A 19,372-nucleotide genomic window follows, 5' to 3' on the forward strand; every position below is an offset into this window, starting at 1 on the left:
CAGCAGCGCGTCGCCGTCCGCCCCGGCGCCGGTCGCCGGTCAACGAACTTCGTGCGGCGCGACGGGCGCGACCGCGCATCGGAGACATTCATGCAATCTGCCGTCGTCGGCGCCGTGCGCGCCGCCGCCAGCCGCTACCGCTGGACCGTCTGTGCGCTGCTGTTTTTCGCGACCGTGATCAACTACATGGATCGGCAGATCCTCGGCCTGCTCGCGCCGATGCTCCAGCACGACATCGGCTGGAGCCAGGTGCAGTACGGCCGCATCGTGATGGCGTTTTCGGCGTTCTATGCGATCGGCCTGCTCGGTTTCGGGCGCATCGTCGACTGGCTCGGCACGCGCATCTCGTACGCGCTGGCGATGCTGGTGTGGAGCATCGCCGCGATGCTGCATGCGGCGGTCGGCTCGGTGATGGGGTTCGCGTTCGTGCGCGCGCTGCTCGGGATCGGTGAAGGCGGCAACTTCCCGGCCGCGATCAAGACGACGGCCGAATGGTTCCCGCGCCGCGAGCGCGCACTCGCCACCGGCATCTTCAACTCGGGCGCGAACATCGGCGCGGTGTTCGCGCCGGCGATTATCCCGGCGATCGCGGTGGCCTACGGCTGGCGCGCGGCGTTCGTGATCATCGGCGCGATCGGCATCGTGTGGCTCGCGGTGTGGCTCGTGCTCTATCGTCAGGCCGATACGCGCGCGCTCGCCGCGGAGTACGACGAGCCGCGCGACGAAGCCGAGGCGCTCGATGCGGCGAACGCGAACGCCGGCGCGCCGCGCTGGGGCGAGCTGATCCGCAAGCGCGAGACGTGGGCATTCCTGATCGGCAAGTTCCTGACCGACCCGGTGTGGTGGTTCTACCTGTTCTGGCTGCCGAAGTGGCTCAACGAATCGCGCGGGATGGACATGCAGCACATCGGGCTGCCGCTCGTCTGCATCTATGCGCTGACGACGGTCGGCAGTATCGGCGGCGGCTGGCTGTCGTCGAAGCTGCTGCGCGCGGGCTGGAGCGTGAACCGGGCGCGCAAGACGGCGATGCTGATCTGCGCATGCTGCGTGCTGCCGATCGCGTTCGTGTCGCAGGTGCAGAGCCTGTGGGTCGCGGTGATGATCGTCGGCCTCGCCGCCGCCGCGCACCAGGGCTGGTCGGCGAACCTGTTCACGACCGCGTCCGACCTGTTCCCGCGTCGCGCGGTGGCGTCGGTCGTCGGCATCGGCGGGATGGCCGGATCGATCGGCGGCGTGCTGTTCTCGGAAGTGATCGGCCAGGTGCTGCAGCGCACGGGCCACTACTGGGTGCTATTCGCGATCGGCGCATCGGCGTACCTGATCGCGCTGGCCGTGATGCACGTGCTTACGCCGAAGATGAAGCCGGCGCAGCTCGACGCATGAGTGCGTGATCGAGTGTCGACGAACGAACGCGCCGCCCTCGGGCGGCGCGTTTTCATTGAAGGCGCGAAGCGGGAAACTCAGCCGGCCGCCGCCGTCGACGCACGCATGATCAGCCGCGGCTCGAACGTCGAATAGCTCGCGTCGGTGCGGCCCGCGAGCGCGTCGATCAGCTTCTGCATCGCGAGTTCGCCCATGTTCTCGCTCTGGATGTCGACGGTCGTCAGCGCGGGTGCCGCGTATTCGCCGTACGGCACGTTGTCGATGCCGGCGACCGACACGTCCTGCGGCAGCCGGAAACCGAGCGACGCGGCTTCCTTCATGAAGCCGAGCGCGATCAGGTCGTTGTAGCAGATCACGGCCTGCGGACGCTGCGGCCCGAGCATCACGCGCGAACACGCGCGTTCGCCGGCTTCGGCGGTCGGCGCATGCGCATCGTGCACGTCGAGCGTGAGCCCGGCTTCCGCGAGACAGTCGCGCGCGCCCTGGATCCGCTCGTCGTTCACGCGCGCGCTGCCGAAGCCGAGATACGCGATGCGCGTGTGGCCGAGGTTGAGCAGATGCCGCGCGAGCATGTAGGTCGACAGCCGGTTGTCGATGCCGACGCTCGGAATCGGCAGGCCGGGGCTGCGGCGCAGCAGCACGAGCGGCTTGTTGAGATCGAGCATCCAGCCGGCTTCATCGTCCGGCATCCGCGTGCTGACGATCAGCCCGTCGACGCGCTGCGCGAGCGCCTCGATCAGCGAGCGTTCGCGCGCCTGGCTCTCCTCGGTATCGACGAGCAGCAGCGTGTAGTCGTGCTGCAGCGCGACGCGGTTCGCACCCTTCACCACGTTCGTGAAGTGCGGGTTGCTGATGTCGAGGATCACGAGGCCGATCGTGCGCGTGCGGCCCGTGATCATCGAGCGCGCGAGCGGGTTCGAGCGGTAGCCGAGCCGGTCGATGGCTTCCTTGAGCCGTGCTTCGACGGTCGGCGAGAAGCGCTGCGTACCGTTCACGTATTTCGATACCGTCGCGACCGACACGCCGGCTTCCGCCGCCACGTCGCGGATCGTCGGGGAAACTTTTTTCATCCGGAGGGTAACGTTTTCGTTCGATAACGCCGGATTGTGGCAGAAAAAGGAGGCGCGCGGCCACGCGCCGATATCGGGAAAGTGCGGAGGGTTGCGAACGGGTTCGACCATTGACGTTCGGCGGCGCTCCCGCGTATAGTTGGAAAACGTTTTCCACCTCAGTCAGATTTCAGGTCAGATTCAAGGAGATTCGATGAACGCCTCATCCACCGGCGCGCGCAAACCGTTCGGGCGCCTGCTGCTGACGGGCGCGGCCGGCAACCTCGGCCGCCAGTTGCGCGGCGCGCTCGCCGACTGGGCCGACGTCGTGCGCGTCAGCGACATCGCGACGCTCGGCGACGCAGCCCCGCATGAAGAAACCCGCGTCGTCGATCTGGCCGACCGGGCCGCGGTGATGCAGCTCGTCGACGGCGTCGACGCGATCGTCCACCTCGGCGGCATTTCGGTCGACGCGCCGTTCGACGATCTCGTCGGCGCGAACATCACCGGCACGTACAACCTGTACGAAGCCGCGCGCAAGCATGGCGTGAAGCGCGTCGTGTTCGCGAGCTCGAACCATGCGATCGGCTTCCATCCGGTCACCGAAGTGCTCGACGCCGATTCGCCGCTGCGCCCCGACAGCCTGTACGGCGTGACGAAATGCTTCGGCGAATCGCTGTCGCGCTACTACTTCGACCGCTTCGGCATCGAGACGGTGTGCCTGCGGATCGGTTCATCGTTCGAAGTGCCGAAGAATCCGCGCATGCTCGTCACGTTCCTCAGCTATCGCGACTTCATCGAGCTCGTGCGCTGTTCGCTGCTGACGAATCGCGTCGGGCACGCGATCGTGTACGGCGCGTCGGACAACCCGGTGAAGTGGTGGGACAACACGAAGGCCGGCTTCCTCGGCTTCCGCCCGCGCGACAGCTCCGAGCAGTTCGCCGGCTTGTTCCCGGTGACCGCGCCGACGGCCGACTACGACGATCCCGCGCAGCGGTTCCAGGGCGGCGGGTTCGTCGTCGGCGAGCCGATGGAGCGCAAGGCGTCGTAAGCGTCGCCGGCGTCACCCGCATCGCGGCTCAGCGCAGGATGTCGGTCGCGCGGTGCCGTTCGTCGACGCCGTCGATCAGGATCAGCGGGCCGCTCGCGTGCCGTGCGCGCAGCGGCTGAATCTGCCGGTACGCATCCGATTCGTACCACGCGCGCGCGGTGTCGAGATCGGGAAACGCGATCGCGATCAGGTCGCCGCGCCACGCGCCTTCGCGTACCTCCGGCCGCGCGCCGTGTATCGCGAAGCGGCCGTCGTACGGCGCGAGCGTCCCGTCGATGCGTTCGAGGTATTCGACGATGTCGTCGCACATCTCGACGTCGTGCAGGTGGGCGATGGCGTACGCGGTCATGGCAGGCTCCTTGATGTGATGCGGGTCGATGGAGCGATGATCGCGGCGCGGGTGCCGCGCGTCGATTACCTGTGACGTAAGCAAAGTCGCGCGGCGGCGGAAGGGGCGCTGAGCGAGCCGTCGGGCACTTCGCGCGTGCCGCGCGGCGGCATCCCCGCGCCCCGCCTGCCCGCACGCATCGTCATCCGGGCAGCAGGGCAGCCGCGCTGCCCGTCGCCGTCAATGCGGCTTGCCGCAAGCCGGATCGGCGCCGCGCCGCTCGGCCGAATCGCACCAGGAGTCCGGCCGCCACGCTTCGAACGTGACGGCTTTCGCCGCATTCGCGCGCGTGACGCGTACCGGGTCGGCCTTCAGCGCATCGCCGTTCGGGTCGTCGTTGAGCCGCCAGCTCCGTGTCACTTCGCGATGGAACACCCACGTGCGATGCGCGGCGTCGTAGCGAAACGTCACGCGGTCGCGCCAGTGGCTCGGCCCCATGAATACGCCCTGTTCGACGGTGAAGGTGCGCGGCTCGACCGTGAGCGCGTTCTCGGCCACGCCGTCGAGATACGGATCGCCCATCCCGTCTTCGTCGGCCTGCATGATCACGGCGTCGTTGCGCGCGGCGAGCCGGTAGTGTCCGTCCTTGTCCGGCAGGAAAATCATCAGCGGGCGCGGCGACGGGTTGCGCATCGAATCGTCGGGCCGATGCGCGACGACGACATAGCCGATGCGGGTGCCGTCGGTCAGGCGCCCCGACGTGGCATCCAGCGCTTCGTAGCCGGCCGGAAGCTGCGCGACGATGTCGTGCGGAAGGCCGGATGTGTCCGGGCAGCGGATCGAAGGAGCCGGTTCGCCGCACGTCGCGGCGCAGGCGCTGCCGATGGCGAACGTCAGCAGCGCGGCAACGACGCATCGTGTGATGCGGGGGATCGTCATGCGGATCGGGTCATGAGGTTGCGCCGCGGGCGCCGGCGCGCATGCGTCGGTCCGGCTCGCCATCGCGCGCGGGTGGAGGGATCGATGCGCGGCGCGGAGCCGGCCGTCACGCACGCTTGCGCACCGGCCGCACGACGGGCGCGGGCTCCAGCGGCTGGCTGGCCTGCTCGTCCAGCCGGTCGAGCATCCGTTGCGCGGCGGCCGCGCAGTCGCCGCCCGCCGGCTTATGTTCGATTTCGTGGATCAGCGTCTGCAGACTCTGCCGGTTGTGCGCGAGACGCCGTTCGAGCAGCTTGATTTCGTCGACCTTGTGCCGCAGCGCGACCAGTAACTCGTCGCGCTGCCACACGCCGAGATCGGGCGGCAGTATCGCGCGGATTTCGTCGAGCGCGAAGCCCGCGCGCTGCGCGCGGTCGATGATCGAGAGCCGCGTCAGCGCTTCCGCCCCGTATTCCCGATAGCCGTTTGCCTGCCGGCGGGCCGGTTCGAGCAGCCCGCTCGCTTCGTAGAAGCGGATCCGCGACGCCGCGAGACCGCTCGCTTTCGCCAGTTCGCCGATTTTCATGATGTGCTCCAAAAACGCTTGACCTTGAAGTTGACTTTAAAGTTATCGTGGGTCATCGTCAATCGAGGGTGTCCTCCATGAACCTGTTTACGCCGCTGACACTGCCCAACGGGGCGGTGATTCCGAACCGTCTGGCCAAGGCCGCGATGGAAGAGAACATGGCCGATGCGGAGCACGCGCCGTCCGACGCATTGCTGCGCTTGTACCAGGCGTGGGCCGACGGCCAGGTCGGCCTGATCCTGACCGGCAACGTGATGGTGGACGGCCGCGCGATGACGGGGCCGAACGGCGTCGTGCTCGAGAACGACGCGCATCTCGACCGCTTCCGCCGCTGGGCGCAGGTGGCGCGCTCGGGCGGCGCGCACGTTTGGATGCAGATCAATCACCCGGGGCGCCAGATGCAGGCGGCGCTCGGCCAGACGACGCTCGCGCCGTCGGCCGTGCCGCTCGCGCTCGGTTCGCTGTCGAAGCGGTTCCCGGTGCCGAAGGAGATGACGCGGGCCGATATCGCCGACGTGCAGCGCCGCTTCGTGCGCGCCGCCCAGCTCGCGGAGCAGAGCGGCTTCACCGGCGTGGAGATCCATGCGGCGCACGGCTATCTGCTGAGCCAGTTCCTGTCGCCGCTGACCAACCGCCGGCAGGATCGGTGGGGCGGCAGCATCGAGGGGCGCGCCCGCCTGCTGCTCGATATCGTGCGGGAAGTGCGTGCGACGGTGTCGCCGGAATTTGCGGTCGCGGTCAAGCTGAACTCGGCTGATTTCCAGCGCGGCGGCTTCAGCGCGGACGATGCGAAGCGCGTGGTCGAACTGCTGAATCCGCTCGGCGTCGATCTCGTCGAACTGTCGGGCGGCAGCTATGAAGTGCCGGCGATGCAGGGCGAGGCGCGCGACGGGCGCACGCTGGCCCGCGAAGCGTATTTCCTCGAATTCGCACGCGACATCACGGCCGTCGCGCGCATGCCGCTGATGGTCACGGGCGGCATCCGGCGCCGCGTGGTGGCCGAGCAGGTGGTCGACAGCGGCGTGGCGATGGTCGGCATCGCGACCGCCTTGTCGATCGAGCCGAACCTGCCGCGCGACTGGCGGGCCGGCAAGGACAGCGCGCCGGTGCTGGCGCCGATCCGGTGGAAGAACAAGGTGCTGGGCGCGCTCGCCAACATGGCCGTCGTCAAGTTCCAGCTCACGCGGCTCAGCGAAGGCCGGCGCACCCACCCGCAGGTGTCGCCGCTGCGCGCGCTGGTCGGGCAGCAACTGGCCACGCAGTGCCAGACGCGGCGCTACCGGAAGTGGATGGCGGGGCGCGGGGCGGGTACGCGAGCGTAACGGCGGTTAGGCGTGCGCGACGGCGGTTAGGCGTGCGCGACGGCGGTCAGGCGTGCGTGATGGCGGGCACGCGTACCCAACGGTAATCATGCGGCAAACGGGTAGCCGGTTGCACGGCGACGTCCCGATGAACGCAACCGCCGCCGCGCAGGCGCGTGCCATCGCTTCGCGCCGGATCAGAACCGGTAGTTCGCCAGCACTTCGATCCGCCGGTCGTTGCCGAGCAGGTACTGCGTCTCGTTGTAGTACGCGGACTGCACGAAGCGCCGGTTGAACACGTTGTACGCGCGTGCGGTGATCGTCGTGTCCTTGCGCGGCTTCCACGCGAGGCCGAGGTCGACGGTCGTGTACGACGGCATCACGAGCTGGTTCGCGGTATCGGCGAAGCGCTTGCCGACGTACTTGACGCCCGCGATGCCCGTCCAGTCCGGCGCGAAGCGCCAGCTCACCCACAGGTTCGCGAGCCGCTGCGGCGCCGACACCGGCACGTTGCCCGCACGCGAGACCGTCGTGCCGCCGGACGCCTGCTGGAAGTCGTCGTATTTCGCGCGCAGGATCGACACATTCGCGTCGACGCGCCAGTCCTTCGCGATCTCCGCGCCGACCGTCGCCTCCAGCCCGCGCGACGACTGCTGGCCGACCTGGATGGACTGGTTCGGGTTCAGCGGATCGGCCGTCAGGAGGTTGCGCTTGACGATTCGGTACGCGGCCAGCGTCCATTCCGCCCTGCCGTCGAGAAACGACTGCTTCACGCCGATTTCGATCTGTCGGCCGGTCGCGAGCGTGAAGTTCGCCTTCGATGCATTCAGCGACAGCAGCGAGCTGACCGGATCGGCCGCGACCGAATACTGGCCGTACACGGCGAGGCCGGGCCGCACGTCGTACACGGTGCCGACGCGCCAGCCCGTGTTCGCGAACACCTTCGTGAACGCGCCGCCGTTCACGAGATCGTCGCGATTCACGCTCGCGTGGTCGTAGCGCAGCCCGCCGATCACCGACCAGCGCGGCGTGATTTCCAGCCGGTTCTCGGCGAACAGCGCGTACTGGTTCGCCTGGCTGCGGTACTTCGGATAAGTGCCGGCCGTGTTGATGAAGCGGCCCGGATCGAAGTCGAACGGATCGACCGTCGACGTGCCCGAATACGGCGAATTGTTGTCGTGCTGGAACGTCGTGTGATTGAACTCGAAGCCGGCCGAGAACGTGTTGCGCATACCGAGCAGCGCGGTGGTCACGGTGGCCGCCGTCACGTTGCCGTACTGTTCCTGGTCGTGGAAGATTTCGGTGTAGCTGCTGCGCCGGATTTGCGCGGTCGACGGCAGGTACGTGTAGTACTCCGCATCCTTCCAGTGACGGTTGCTCTTCATCCGGTACAGCGTGCTCGTCACGTTCAGGCTGTCGCTCGGCTGCCAGTTCGCCGACACGGTTGCCCAGCTGTCGCGGAACGCGATGTCACTGTCGCCGACGTTGTAGTTCTTCTTGTCGAGCGCGCGATCGAGCGCGCCGTTCACGAGCGGTACGCCGAAATACTGCATCGGATGCTGGAAGCCCTGCGCGTACGATGCACTCACGTACAGGTCGGACGTCACGTCGTAGCGCAGCGCGCCTGAGAACGACAGGTTGCGCGAATTGCCGCGGTCGACCCAGTTCGATGCGCGGTTGCCGCTGATGTCGAAGCGGTACGACAGCTTATCGTTGATCGCGCCGCCGCTGCCGAACGCGACTCGCGCGGTGCCTTCGGTGCCGCCGCCGACCTGCAGCTCGTTGCGGATCGCGCCGCGCGTCGGCTTCTTCGGCACGATGTTGACGACGCCGCCGATCGCGCCTTCGCCGTAGATCACCGACGCGGGGCCGCGCAGCACGTCGATATGGTCGACCGACCACGTGTCGAACGGGAACGTGACGCCGATCGCGCCGTACGGGCGCACGCCGTCATACAGCTGCGTGACCGACGCCGCGCCGACGAAGCCGCGCGCACCCAGTTCCGAATCGCCGTTGCCGGGATGCGGCGATGCGCTGATGCCGGCGGCGCGGCTCACCGCGTCGACGATCGACGCGTCGCCGCGGGTGTCGAGCGTCTTGCGATCGATCTGCTCGACACTCGCGGGCGTTTCGAGCGAACTCAAGCCGAGGCGGCTACCGGTGTCGAGCGGCTGCGTGAGCGGCGTCGCCTTCTGTGCGTTGACGCGAATCGGCGCAAGCGTGGCGCCGGTGTGCTTGATGTCGCTTTCCTGTGCCTGCCCGGCGGGTGAGAAGGCGGCGAGCAAGGCGGCGGGCAGCATCAATCTGAACTTCATGTTTCGGTTTCCTTCGAATCTTTGCAATGAGCACGGCTGCGGGCGGCGGCGCATCAGAATGCGTACCGCATGCCGGCGAACACGCTGCGTCCTTCGCCCGGATAGAAGATCGCGGTGTTCGCGGTGCGCGCGTTCGCGACCGTGCTGATGTCGCTCACGTAGCGCTTGTTGGTCAGGTTGCGCGCGTCGACGAACAGCGACAGCCCGTTGCGGAAGTCGTAGCCGGCCTGCAGCCCGAGTAGCGTGTAGCTCGGCACGCGCAACGTGTTCGCATCGTCCGCCCACGCGCCCGACGGCACCCAGTCGAGCGTCGCCGCGAGGTGGAAGCCGCTCGGGCGTGCATAGCCGAGCGTCGCGCGCAGCACGTTCAGCGGCACGCCCGCGATCCGGTTGTTGCCGTACTGCGGGTCGTTCTTGAAGCGGAAGTCGTTCAGGTTCCAGATGCCCGACAGCGTGATCGTGTCGCCCGCGCCGCGCCCGGTGACGTTGCGCAGCAGCTCGACCGACGCGCCGGCCTCGATCCCCTGCAGCACCGTCCTGTTCGCGTTGAACGTCGACGCCGGCACATCCGGGTTCGTCGTGTATTGCAGCAACTGGTCGCGCACGAGCGAGCGATAGGCGGTCACGTCCCAGCTCACGCGCTCGCGCGAGCCGCGCGTGCCGAACTCGATCGTCCACGCGTGCTGCGCCGCGAGCGGCGTGAAGCGCGTCGTGTTCGAGAAGGTCTGCGTGAGGTCGGTGAAGTCGGGGACGTCCTGGCTGCGCGTGATGTCGACATAGGCCTGGGTGTTCGCATCCGGCTGCCACAGCAGCCCGAGCTTCGGATTGACGCCGCTGTAGCTCGCGTTCGTCGACCGGTAGTTCGGGTCGCGCGGCAACCCGCCGTTGTCGATGTATTCGCGCACCGAATGCAGGACCTTCACGCCCGTCATCAGCGCGACGGTCGGCACGAAGAACAGCCGGTTCTCGACGTACGCCTCGTAGTTGAACGCCGTCTGCGTCGAGTCGAGCGTCTGCGCGCCCTTGTCGCCGTTGACGTTCACGTACTGGTTCGCCTGCGTGCGGCCGCCGAAGAAGCGCGCGCCGACGATCAGGTCGTCGCGCATCCCGCCGAGCGTCAGGCGGCCCGTGTAGCGCGGTGCGAAGCCGTAGGTCCAGCCGTCCTGGTCGAGCGCCTGGAAGATCGGGTGATAGAGGCTCTTGTGAATCGCCCACGTGTCGAACTGCAGTTCGCCCGAATCGAGCTTCACCGTCGTGCGGTTCGCGATCCGCTCGGTGCGCGTGTTGCGCGCCTGGTCGCCCGACACCGCGCTCGGCGCGGCCTTGGTCGGATTGTTCAGCGCGTCGGACAGCGACAGCGTGCCGGGCAGCAACTGGTCGACGACGTACACGCCGACGTAGAAGCGCGTTTCGACCGTCGGGCTGAACCGGTAGCCGACGTTCGCGTTGAACTGCTCGTATTGCCCCTTCGCGTGATCGCGATAGCCGTCCGCGTGATTCACGCTGAAGTTCGCGAGGAAGTCGAGCGGGCCGAGCACGCGCGAGATCTGCGCGCTGGTGCGTACCGTGCCGTAGCTGCCGCCTTCCACGCGCACGATGTTCGGCGCGTCCGCCGTGCGGGCGGTCGGCGTGACGAAGTCGATTGCGCCGCCGAGCGTCGACGCGCCGTACGCGAGGCCGTTGCCACCCTTGTAGACCTGCACCGCCTGCAGCGCGAGCGGATCGATCTGGTAGTAGTCGCCGCTGCCGTCGGCGAGGTTGGTCGGGATGCCGTCCTGCAGGATTTCGAGGCCGCGCGTGTGATACGCGCGGGCAATCCCCGAGCCGCGGATCGACAGCCGCAGCTCCTGGCCGTAGCGGTTCTCGACGAACACGCCCGGCACGTCCTTCAGCACGTCGCGCAGCGTGAACGCGTAAGTGTTCCGGTAGCTGTCCGCATCGACGAAGCCCACCGAGCCGACCGTCTGTTCGAGCGCGCGCTTCAGCGCATCGGTCGATTTCGACGTGAGCGAGTCCGGCGCGCGGGTCGCGTTGACGTTGATCGCGGGCAGTGTCGACGTATCCGATGCGTCGGTCGGCGCGGCGGCGCCTTGTGCGCCGGCGGCCGACGCGAAGAGCACGGAAATCGCGCCGGACAGCGCGACGGCAATACGAGTCAAGGGAAACATGTCGTTATACGAAGAGTAAGGGTGACGATGATGAAACGGGCACGCGTGCACGCCATGCGCGGCGCCGGCAGGGCGGGCAGGCAAGGTGGACCGCGCCGCGCGATGGGCGGCGGCGCGCTCGCGAGGAGCGTCAGGTGCGGGCGGAAGGCGGCCCGCGCGCGGCGAGCGCGTAGCGCTTCGACGGAGGGTGGGCGGTGAGGATCGTCGGCTCGGGCGGCGCATGCCGCACGGCCGGAGCGGCGGACAGGAACACCGCGTACTGCAGCGGCGGATGGCCGGCGAGCAGGCCGCAATAGCCGCAGCGCTCGAAATGCGCATCGGACGGCGCATGCGGCTGCGCGTGCGCGACGAGCGTGTTGCCGGTTGCCGAGCAGATCGGCGCGGCCGGCAGGCCGTTATCGGGTGCGGCCGCGCGCAGTTGCGAGATCAGCGGCGCGACGAGCGCGAGCACGAGCGCGACCAGCCCGAGCCACGCGGTGGCCCGGGCTTGCCGCGTCGGCGCGCCGCGTGCGCCGGCGCGCGACGAATCAGGCTGCCGCGCGTGCCGCACGGCCGAACAGCAGACGGTCGATCAACCAGACCGCGACGATCGTCGCGCCCATCAGCGGGAAGACGATGCCGAGCAGCACGAGCCCCGCGATCCAGCCGCGCATTGGCGGCTTGCCGCGTTCGCGCGACGGCGCACCGACCTTGCCGGCCGGGCGGCGCTTCCACCACATCACGGTGCCGGTGACGGCCATCGCGGCGAGCCCGAGCGACAGCACCGTGCAGATGATCTGGTTCGCAAGCCCGAAGTAGCGGCCCATGTGTAGCGACGTGCCGTACGACACGGCTTGCGATACCGCGCCGTAGTCGTCATAGCGGATGTCCTTCAACACCGCGCCGCTGTATTGGTCGATATAGATCGTGCGTTCCGCCTTCGGGTCGGCCGGAAAGTACGACGCGGTGAACACGCCGTCCGGGCCGGACGGCAGCGCGAGCGTGTAGCCGCTCGTCACGCCGCGGCCGGCGACGATCGCGATCGCGCGGGCCAGCGGCAGCGGCGCCGATGTCGGCGCCGACGGCGAATGCGGGACGGGCACGTTGCCGACCGCCCACGGCGTTTGCGGCAACGGCAGGTCGTCCATCACCATCCCGGGCATCGAATCGTCGGAATCGTGGTGATGACCGGCGCGTGCGGCGGCTCGCGCGGATGCAGCGGCGGACGCAGGCTCGGGCGTCGGTGCGGCGCCCGGGCGCGTCGAACGCACTGCCGAGCCGCCCCACGCGCCTTCCGGCGCGCCGAGGTTCACGGTCGCGGCGAGCGCCTTGAAGTTCTTGCCCCACGAGCCCGACCACGGCAGCCCGGTCAGGATGAACGCCACCGTGCCGGCCGCGAGCCAGATGCCGGCCGTCGCGTGAATGCTCTTCCACAGCGGCCGGCCGCGCAGCGACAGGTCGGGGCGCAGCGCCTGCCCGACGCGCGCGGCGCCGCGCGGCCACCACAGCGCGATGCCGGTGCCGATCATCACGAAGGTCCAGCACGCGGCGAGTTCCATCAGCAATTCGCCCGTCTTGCCGAGCAGCAGCTTGCGATGCAGCATCCGGTCGATCTGCATGAAGCGGTTCTCGACGCTTAGCGTGCCGAGCACGCTGCCGTCGTACGGGTTCACGTACACGCTCTCGCGGCTGCCGTCGCGCATCCGGAATACGTACTCGGCGCTGCGATCGGGCGCGGTGGAGACCTGCACGGACACCGGCGCTGCGCCGGCCGGCACGCCAGTGCGTGCGCGAGCGAGCAGCGTGTCGGCATCGAGTCGCGGCGTCGCGCGCGGCTCGACGACGAGCCGGTGCGGATACAGCAGCGGTTCGATCTGCGGCTGGAAGCAGTAAAGCGTGCCGGTGATCGCGAGGATCACGAGAAACGGCATCACGAACAGGCCGGCATAGAAGTGCCAGCGCCAGAGCGTCCGGTAACCGGCGTGGGTGGATTGCGCGGGCGCGATGGCCCGCTCGACGGTGGTCGACATGGTGTCAGTTCCTCGTGTTCGTTGAGCGGCCACGCCGGCGCGAACCGGCGGACGTCAACGCGCGTTGCGCCCGCCTGCCTGCATCGACGCAACGGGCGGCGCGGCGCCACGCGCGGACGGTGCGCATGGCGGCGTCGCCCGCTCGATGCGGGCACGCGGGTGAACGCTTGAATCAGGTCGTGTGAGACGAACGGCAGGCGGGTTCATGCACATCGACGTGCACGAGCCGCGGGGGGAACCGTCAGCAGAACAGCGGAGGTGCGCGGGAAGGTGGGCGATCGTCGAAGATCGATCGCACGACGGGAAGACTGTCGAAGTGAACCCGGAAGCGCCGCGGCGCGGCGGCGGGAAACAGCAGCACCAGCAGCACGAACGGCGCCAGCGCGGTGAACAGCGCGGCGCCGAACGCGCACAGGCTGTCGCCGTTTCCGGGCGACGCCGTGTTGTCGGCATGCGCGTCGTGCTTGAGCGTATCGGCGAGCGCCCGCGCGTCGTTGGCCGGGGTGATCGGCGCGCCGGCATCGAAACGGGCGGCCAGCGCGGCCGCGTCGACGATCAGCGGGCCGCGGCCCGAACACAGCACCACCGAGCCCGCATCCGGACCGTCCGGATCGAGCATCACGGCGCCCGACATCAGCGCGCGGGACAGCAGCGTCACGAGGAGGAGCCCCCACAGAAGCTGTCGCGCGACGCCTTGCCGGAGCAGGAAGTGGCGAAGTGCGTTCATGGCGCGCGATTGTAACTCCGTTTGCGCGGAGAAGCCGGCTGTCACGCTGATTCGCGGTATCAGCGCGGCGTGCGGCGAGGCCATCGCCGTGCGCGCGACGCGGTTCGGAGCGTCCTGTCGTGGCCGAGGCTGCCGCGCACGGCAGCCGATGCGTTATGCCGGCTCAGGCCGGATACGCATCGTCGACTTTCAGGTTCGCGAGCCGGAACAGCGTGCGCAGCGTCTGCGGATGAATGTCGCGGTGCGCGGCGAGCGACGTCAGCATGAAGTCGAGCACTTTCGCGTAGCGCAGCAGCACGAGGCAGCGTGCGAGATCGGGCGTGCGGCCGCGCATGTCTTCGGCGAGGTGGACCATTTCGGTGGACAGCGAGCGCGCCATCTCGAGTTCCATCTGCTGTTTTTCGGTCCAGTCGGGCAACGGCTGTTCGAGCACCTTCGCGAGAAAGAGCTGGAACGACGTGTCGGACGAATTGGGCAGCGCATCCATGAAGAGCCTCGTTGCATGCTTGGATCGTTCGGGCGGGTTCGGTGCGCGCGCCCGAGCGGGGTTTCGTGTCCGCGCGGTCGATGGCGCGGCTGTCTCCCGAACGGAACGCAGGTTTCGTACCAGCCCCGCGACACGATTGTTGAGTAATGTTGAGCCGCGGTGCGACACGGGGCGGCGAGTCCCGCCGGGACTGGATCGCGACGGTGATCGAGCAGGCCGTCTAGCGGCGCGGCGCGATGCCGGTGTGGGACGCGGCACGGCACGACGACGCGAAATGCTTCACGGATGTAACGTAACGCCGTGACAGATTGCGTGGCGCGTTCCCCGGCGCAGCGGCGCGCACGGGCCGGCCCGCGTGCGCTGCCTGCACGTGTCGCGCGTGCGGCCGGCCGCACGCGGCGGTGCCGCCCGGCTCGCAGCGACAGCAACGACCGCCGGCGAAGGTGACGGGTGTTTCAAAACCGAGACGAATGCGCGCGACGATCCGGTTGCGCGACCGCCCAACTGGCCCAGCGAAATACCGGCCAAGTGTTCATGGGCAGACGGCGCGCGTTCGCGAACAATCTCCGAATCATCCGTTGCGGAGATCGACATGAACGTCCACGCCTTCTTCTCGGCCAATCTGCTGCTGGCGTACACGGCTTATTTCATCGGCACGGCCAGCCCCGGGCCGAGCAATCTCGCGATCATGTCGGTCGCCGCGAACCAGGGCCGCAAGGCGGCGCTCGCGTTCGCGCTCGGTGTGATTTCAGGGTCGATGTGCTGGGCGACGGTGGCGGCGCTCGGCGTGTCGGCCGCGCTGCTGGCGTGGTCGAAGCTGCTGGTCGCGATCAAGCTCTTCGGCGGGCTGTACCTGCTGTGGCTCGCGTTCAAGTCGGGGCGCACCGCGTTGTCGGGCCACGCGGCCGCGTCGGTGAGCGCGGCGGGCGAGCAACGGCTGTCGCGCTTCTACGTACGCGGCGCGATGCTGCACCTGACCAATCCGAAGGCGATCCTCGTGTGGGTGTCGATCGTCGCGTTGTCGTCGAACGGCGCGGGCGCGTCGCACGGCGCCGTCGTGCCGGGCTGTATCGTGATCGGCTGCCTGGTGTTCGGCGGCTATGCGCTCGTGTTCTCGATGGACGGTGCGCGCCGGCTGTACGTGCGCGGCCGGCGTGCGATGGAAGCGTGTCTTGCCGTCGTGTTCGGCGTGGCGGGGATCAGGCTGCTGGTGTCGAACGTCTGACGCGGCGCACCCGCGCATCTAGCGGGCAGCGCGCCGGGTTGCCGCGCGCGTGGCGCTGCCCGGCTGTTCCGCCGGAGGCGTGAACAGCGACACGATCGTCTGCCGCAGCCAGCGGTGCGCGGGATGGCTGTCCCAGCGCTGATGCCAGATCACGCAGTAGGGCCGCGCGGGCATGCGGACCGGCGGCTGCCGCGACACCAGTTCCTTTTCATGGATCGACAGATCGAGCAGCGTGGTCGGCAGTACGCCGATGAAATCCGACTCCCGGATGATCGCCAGCGCGGGCGAGTACGCATTCAGCGTGAGGACGAGATTGCGCTGCAGGCCGTGCGCGGAGAGCAGGCTGTCGTACACCGGCACCCGCATGCCGGAAAACCCGACGTCGAGATGCCGCGCCGCGAGAAAGCGCTTCAGCGTGAGCGGCCCCTTCGCGAGCGGGTGATCCTTGCGCATCAGGCAGCTCCAGTGGATCGGCCACATCTCGTGCGTGCGCACGCCGCTGCTTGGGCTGGAGTCGTTCAGGTAGCCGCCGATCGCGAGATCGACGCCGCCACGGTCGAACATGCGCGGCAGGTCGGCGACGCTGAACTGCGTGAGCTCGATCCGCATCGACGGTGCATGCGTGCCCATGTACTGCGCGAGGCGCGGCATGATGCGCTCGACCGAGTAGTCCGACATCGCGATCGTGAAGGTGCCCCGATGTTCTTGCGGATCGAACTGGTCGGGCGAGATCGCCTGCTTCAATGCGTCGAAGGGCGGCTGGACCGCCGACCACAGCTCGCGCGCCCGCGCGGTCGGGCGTACACCCGACGCGGTCTTTTCGAACAGCACGTCGCCGAGCGATTCGCGCAGTCTGCGCAGCGCATTGCTGACCGCCGACTGTGAAAGCGCCAGCCGCTCGGCGGCGCGCGTGACGTTGCCTTCGGCCATCAATGCCGCGAACACCCGCAGCAGGTTGAGGTCGAGCTGACGAAACACATCCTTCATCGCCTGTCTCCCGTTCGGGTGCGAGCCGGCGACGCGACGAAGCCGCGCGCCGGCTCGCACCGTTATTTACGTTGGTGATGATCATATTCCGGAAATCCGTTGGACGCGGTAACGGTGCGCATCGAACATGAGCACGAAACTACCGCAGCCAGCAGATGGAGGAGACGGACGATGAAAGAGGATGCAGCAAATCCTGCCGGCGCCCTGGCGCTCGATCGACTTTCGGCGGAGGCGCAGCCGTCCGCGCGATCGGGCACGCTGCGCGACGTCGCGGCCGCCGCCGCGGGCAACGCGCTCGAATGGTTCGACTTCGTGATCTACGGCTATTTCGCCAGCGTGATCGCGAAGCTGTTTTTCCCGGTGGCCGGGCAGGTCGGGTCGCTGCTGCTCGCGACGGCGACCTTCGGCGTGGGATTCGTCGTGCGGCCGCTCGGCAGTATCGTGCTCGGGCTGTACGGCGACCGGTACGGCCGCAAGGCGGCGATGTCCTTGACGATCTGGCTGATGCTGGCCGGCACGGCCGCGATCGCGGTGGCGCCGCCGTACGCGCAGGCCGGCTGGCTGGGTGCGACGATCCTCGTGCTGGCGCGGCTCGTGCAGGGCTTCGCGGCGTCGGGCGAATTCGGCAGTACCGTCGCCTTCCTCGCGGAAAAGGCGCCGCCGCATCGACGCAATTTCTTCGTGAGCCTGCAGATGTCGAGCACGATGCTGGCCATCGTGCTGGGCGGCACGATCGGCACGATTCTGACGACGTCGCTCAGCCCGCATCAGATCGAAAGCTGGGGCTGGCGCGTGCCGTTCGTGGTCGGGCTGCTGATCGGCCCGGTCGGCTTCTATATCCGCAGGAGCGTATCGGAAACCGATGCGTTCGTGCACGGCGAAGCGCTGCCGGCTTCGCAGGTGTTCAGGCGCCTGTTCGGCGAGCACCTCGCGTCGTTCCTCGCGGCGATCGGCGTGACGATCGTCAGTACCGCCGCGTTCTACATGTACCTGATCTACATGCCGACGTTCGCGGTGAAGCAGCTCGGGTTGCCGATGTCCGCGCCGTTCATGAGCACGACGGTCGCCGGCATCGTGATGGTCGCGATCGCGCCGCTCGCGGGCCTGCTCGGCGACGTCTGGCGCCGGCCGGTCGCGATGGTCGCCGCCGCGATCGTCGTGCTGTCCGCGATCACGCTGCCGCTCTATATGTGGGTCATCGCGAGCCCTTCGCTGCGCAACCTGCTGATCATGCAGGCCGCCGCCGCCGCGCCGATGGGCGTGCTCGTCGGGCTGGTGCCCGCGCTGTCCGCGCGCGCGTTCCCGGCCGCGGTGCGCAGCACCGGGCTCGCGGTGTCGTACAACATCCCGACGACGGTGTTCGGCGGATTTTCCCCGCTGATCGTCACGTGGCTGATCGCGACCACGCACAACAAGGCGTCGCCTGCGCTGTACATCGTCGCGATGGCGGTCGTGAGCCTGGTCGCGCTGCTCGGGTTCCGTCGTATGGCGAGCGAGTAAGCGAGCCGGATTCGGTTTCCGCGCGTATCGATGAAATGCAGGATAACGAATGAAATGTCCTCGTATCGCGACATCGAAAATGATCGGCCGAGCCGGCCGCCCCGTCATCCTCAACAGGAGAAGTCACGCATGAAACTCACCCCTACGTTTGCGGCGCCCAGCGACGCGGAACTCAAAGGACGCCTCGACCGCGTGCGCGCACGCATGGCGGAAGCCGGCCTCGATCGCTATGTGGCGTTCTCGCCGGACAACATCTACTACCTGACGAACTTCGCGAACATCGTCCACGAGCGGCCGTTCGTGCTGGTCATTTCGCGCAGCGGCCCGCCGCAGTTCGTCGTGCCGCAGCTCGAACAGCCGCATGTGCGGACGCGCTCGATCGGCGAACTCGAGCTGATTCCGTATTTCGAGTTCCCGGCGCCGGCCGGGCGCGAATGGAGCGACCGTTTCAAGGCGCTGTTCGGGCCGGGCGAGCGTGTCGGCGTCGAATCGGTGTGTCCGCTGCAGGTCTATGCACAGACGCCGGGCGAGCGCATATGCATCGACATCATCGACGACGTACGGATGATCAAGTCCGATTACGAGATCGGCCGCCACGTGTATGCATGCAAAATCGCCACCGGCGCCCACAACCTGCTTCTGAACGACGCGCGCCCGGGCCTCGGGATGGCGGAAATGTCGTCGCGCATTCGCGGCTTCATCATGCAGCGGCTGCTGGCCGACGATCCGTCGCTGAACCCGTTGGCGACGCGGATCGTCGCGGTGTTCCAGCCGGGCAGCGTGTCGCACGACCCGCACAACTTCAGCAACATCGACATGCGGATGGAGGAGGGCGGCCCGCACGTATCGATCGTCAATGCGGTGATGAACGGCTACGGCGCGGAAGTCGAGCGGACCTTCTTCCTCGGCCACGTGCCCGACGCGGCGCGACGCGCGTTCGACGTGATGTCGGAAGGGCGCCGGCTCGCGTTCGACGCGGCGATGCCCGGCGCGCTGCTGAGCGACGTCGATCGCAAGGTCAACGACTATTTCCGCCGCGCGGGAATGGGCGACCGGATGCTGCACCGGACCGGGCACGGGATGGGCGTCACCGCGCATGAGGCGCCGTTTTTTGCCGAAGGCTACGACCGGCCGATCGAGAAGGGAATGTGCCTGACGATCGAGCCGGGCATCTACATCGAAGGTGTCGGCGGCTTCCGTCATTCCGATACGGTGCTGATCGGTGACGAAGGCCCGGTTCAACTGACCGGCGGCCCGCTCGATCTCGACGCGTTGACGTTCCCGGTTCGGGCGTAGTCCCGCACGGGCGCAAAAAAAGCCGCTGCACGGGTGTGTGCA

At 68.2% G+C, this 19,372-nt stretch carries 17 protein-coding genes; 6 read left to right on the forward strand and 11 right to left on the reverse strand.

The annotated features are described in order from the left end of the window. The first annotated feature begins 90 nt into the window (after positions 1-90). Positions 91-1,383: an MFS transporter gene (locus tag WJ16_RS21480; RefSeq protein WP_069261072.1), complete on the forward strand. Its 1,293-nt coding sequence runs from the start codon at positions 91-93 to the stop codon at positions 1,381-1,383. 77 nt (positions 1,384-1,460) lie between these two features. Here the strand turns inward: WJ16_RS21480 and WJ16_RS21485 are convergent, their stop codons facing one another. After that, positions 1,461-2,564 (reverse strand): LacI family DNA-binding transcriptional regulator, encoded by a 1,104-nt coding sequence (locus WJ16_RS21485; protein ID WP_069259110.1) that lies wholly within the window; start codon positions 2,562-2,564, stop codon positions 1,461-1,463. Between the two features lie 82 nt (positions 2,565-2,646). Between WJ16_RS21485 and WJ16_RS21490 the strand changes: the two genes are divergently transcribed. Beyond that, positions 2,647-3,483 carry an NAD-dependent epimerase/dehydratase family protein gene (locus WJ16_RS21490; RefSeq protein ID WP_069259111.1) on the forward strand — a complete coding sequence of 279 codons (837 nt, stop codon included), beginning with the start codon at positions 2,647-2,649 and terminating at the stop codon, positions 3,481-3,483. Positions 3,484-3,511: 28 nt separating this feature from the next. On the opposite strand, the gene WJ16_RS21495 is transcribed toward WJ16_RS21490, so the two are convergent. The 3 genes from WJ16_RS21495 to WJ16_RS21505 all read right to left on the reverse strand — a co-directional run bounded on the left by WJ16_RS21495 (position 3,512) and on the right by WJ16_RS21505 (position 5,315). After that, entirely contained in the window at positions 3,512-3,832 is a 321-nt protein-coding gene (locus tag WJ16_RS21495; RefSeq protein WP_069259112.1) for a DUF1330 domain-containing protein, read from the reverse strand. A 219-nt stretch (positions 3,833-4,051) separates the two neighbouring features. Next, positions 4,052-4,750 carry a hypothetical protein gene (locus WJ16_RS21500; protein ID WP_069261073.1) on the reverse strand — a complete coding sequence of 233 codons (699 nt, stop codon included), beginning with the start codon at positions 4,748-4,750 and terminating at the stop codon, positions 4,052-4,054. 106 nt (positions 4,751-4,856) lie between these two features. Then, positions 4,857-5,315, reverse strand: coding sequence for a MerR family transcriptional regulator (locus WJ16_RS21505; RefSeq protein WP_069259113.1), 459 nt, complete (start codon positions 5,313-5,315; stop codon positions 4,857-4,859). A 77-nt stretch (positions 5,316-5,392) separates the two neighbouring features. On the opposite strand from WJ16_RS21505, the gene WJ16_RS21510 reads away from it, so the two are divergent. Further along, positions 5,393-6,637, forward strand: a complete 1,245-nt coding sequence (locus WJ16_RS21510; RefSeq protein WP_069259114.1) for an NADH:flavin oxidoreductase/NADH oxidase family protein — start codon at positions 5,393-5,395, stop codon at positions 6,635-6,637. Positions 6,638-6,813: 176 nt separating this feature from the next. On the opposite strand, the gene WJ16_RS21515 is transcribed toward WJ16_RS21510, so the two are convergent. The 6 genes from WJ16_RS21515 to WJ16_RS21540 form a co-directional block, all read right to left on the reverse strand. Then, on the reverse strand, positions 6,814-8,931 hold the full coding sequence (locus WJ16_RS21515; RefSeq protein WP_069259115.1) for a TonB-dependent receptor: 2,118 nt from the start codon (positions 8,929-8,931) through the stop codon (positions 6,814-6,816). Between the two features lie 53 nt (positions 8,932-8,984). Then, on the reverse strand, positions 8,985-11,099 hold the full coding sequence (locus WJ16_RS21520) for a TonB-dependent receptor family protein (RefSeq protein WP_069259116.1): 2,115 nt from the start codon (positions 11,097-11,099) through the stop codon (positions 8,985-8,987). Between the two features lie 130 nt (positions 11,100-11,229). Continuing rightward, a complete protein-coding gene (locus WJ16_RS21525; RefSeq protein WP_084636099.1) occupies positions 11,230-11,649 on the reverse strand; it encodes a DUF2946 family protein in 420 nt (139 codons plus the stop codon). Next, the gene (locus WJ16_RS21530; RefSeq protein WP_069259117.1) at positions 11,627-13,108 is read right to left on the reverse strand and encodes a PepSY-associated TM helix domain-containing protein; all 1,482 of its coding nucleotides are present in this window, start codon (positions 13,106-13,108) and stop codon (positions 11,627-11,629) included. Before WJ16_RS21530 ends, WJ16_RS21525 begins: the two co-directional genes overlap by 23 nt. 241 nt (positions 13,109-13,349) lie before the next feature. After that, positions 13,350-13,835 carry a hypothetical protein gene (locus WJ16_RS21535; RefSeq protein WP_069259118.1) on the reverse strand — a complete coding sequence of 162 codons (486 nt, stop codon included), beginning with the start codon at positions 13,833-13,835 and terminating at the stop codon, positions 13,350-13,352. A gap of 163 nt (positions 13,836-13,998) precedes the next feature. Then, positions 13,999-14,322: a DNA-binding protein gene (locus WJ16_RS21540; protein WP_069259119.1), complete on the reverse strand. Its 324-nt coding sequence runs from the start codon at positions 14,320-14,322 to the stop codon at positions 13,999-14,001. A 592-nt stretch (positions 14,323-14,914) separates the two neighbouring features. On the opposite strand from WJ16_RS21540, the gene WJ16_RS21545 reads away from it, so the two are divergent. Next, positions 14,915-15,547, forward strand: a complete 633-nt coding sequence (locus WJ16_RS21545; protein ID WP_069259120.1) for a LysE family translocator — start codon at positions 14,915-14,917, stop codon at positions 15,545-15,547. Between the two features lie 18 nt (positions 15,548-15,565). Here the strand turns inward: WJ16_RS21545 and WJ16_RS21550 are convergent, their stop codons facing one another. Next, complete coding sequence (locus tag WJ16_RS21550) at positions 15,566-16,534, reverse strand: LysR family transcriptional regulator (RefSeq protein ID WP_069259121.1); 969 nt, start codon at positions 16,532-16,534, stop codon at positions 15,566-15,568. Positions 16,535-16,705: 171 nt separating this feature from the next. Here WJ16_RS21550 and WJ16_RS21555 point away from each other — a divergent pair, with 171 nt between their 5' ends. Beyond that, on the forward strand, positions 16,706-18,034 hold the full coding sequence (locus WJ16_RS21555; RefSeq protein WP_069259122.1) for an MFS transporter: 1,329 nt from the start codon (positions 16,706-16,708) through the stop codon (positions 18,032-18,034). 129 nt (positions 18,035-18,163) lie between these two features. Further along, complete coding sequence (locus tag WJ16_RS21560) at positions 18,164-19,330, forward strand: M24 family metallopeptidase (RefSeq protein ID WP_069259123.1); 1,167 nt, start codon at positions 18,164-18,166, stop codon at positions 19,328-19,330. The last annotated feature ends 42 nt before the right edge of the window (positions 19,331-19,372 follow it).

It is taken from the genome of Burkholderia metallica, from assembly GCF_001718555.1.
GTDB lineage: Bacteria > Pseudomonadota > Gammaproteobacteria > Burkholderiales > Burkholderiaceae > Burkholderia > Burkholderia metallica.

What these genes read in the sequence shown, in the direction of transcription:
- WJ16_RS21480 (WP_069261072.1), top strand. Translation starts at nt 91, where the DNA reads ATGCAATCTGCCGTCGTCGGCGCCGTGCGCGCCGCCGCCAGCCGCTAC.
- WJ16_RS21485 (WP_069259110.1), bottom strand. Translation starts at nt 2,564, where the DNA reads ATGGTCGAACCCGTTCGCAACCCTCCGCACTTTCCCGATATCGGCGCG.
- WJ16_RS21490 (WP_069259111.1), top strand. Translation starts at nt 2,647, where the DNA reads ATGAACGCCTCATCCACCGGCGCGCGCAAACCGTTCGGGCGCCTGCTG.
- WJ16_RS21495 (WP_069259112.1), bottom strand. Translation starts at nt 3,832, where the DNA reads ATGACCGCGTACGCCATCGCCCACCTGCACGACGTCGAGATGTGCGAC.
- WJ16_RS21500 (WP_069261073.1), bottom strand. Translation starts at nt 4,750, where the DNA reads ATGACGATCCCCCGCATCACACGATGCGTCGTTGCCGCGCTGCTGACG.
- WJ16_RS21505 (WP_069259113.1), bottom strand. Translation starts at nt 5,315, where the DNA reads ATGAAAATCGGCGAACTGGCGAAAGCGAGCGGTCTCGCGGCGTCGCGG.
- WJ16_RS21510 (WP_069259114.1), top strand. Translation starts at nt 5,393, where the DNA reads ATGAACCTGTTTACGCCGCTGACACTGCCCAACGGGGCGGTGATTCCG.
- WJ16_RS21515 (WP_069259115.1), bottom strand. Translation starts at nt 8,931, where the DNA reads ATGAAGTTCAGATTGATGCTGCCCGCCGCCTTGCTCGCCGCCTTCTCA.
- WJ16_RS21520 (WP_069259116.1), bottom strand. Translation starts at nt 11,099, where the DNA reads ATGTTTCCCTTGACTCGTATTGCCGTCGCGCTGTCCGGCGCGATTTCC.
- WJ16_RS21530 (WP_069259117.1), bottom strand. Translation starts at nt 13,108, where the DNA reads ATGTCGACCACCGTCGAGCGGGCCATCGCGCCCGCGCAATCCACCCAC.
- WJ16_RS21535 (WP_069259118.1), bottom strand. Translation starts at nt 13,835, where the DNA reads ATGAACGCACTTCGCCACTTCCTGCTCCGGCAAGGCGTCGCGCGACAG.
- WJ16_RS21540 (WP_069259119.1), bottom strand. Translation starts at nt 14,322, where the DNA reads ATGGATGCGCTGCCCAATTCGTCCGACACGTCGTTCCAGCTCTTTCTC.
- WJ16_RS21545 (WP_069259120.1), top strand. Translation starts at nt 14,915, where the DNA reads ATGAACGTCCACGCCTTCTTCTCGGCCAATCTGCTGCTGGCGTACACG.
- WJ16_RS21550 (WP_069259121.1), bottom strand. Translation starts at nt 16,534, where the DNA reads ATGAAGGATGTGTTTCGTCAGCTCGACCTCAACCTGCTGCGGGTGTTC.
- WJ16_RS21555 (WP_069259122.1), top strand. Translation starts at nt 16,706, where the DNA reads ATGAAAGAGGATGCAGCAAATCCTGCCGGCGCCCTGGCGCTCGATCGA.
- WJ16_RS21560 (WP_069259123.1), top strand. Translation starts at nt 18,164, where the DNA reads ATGAAACTCACCCCTACGTTTGCGGCGCCCAGCGACGCGGAACTCAAA.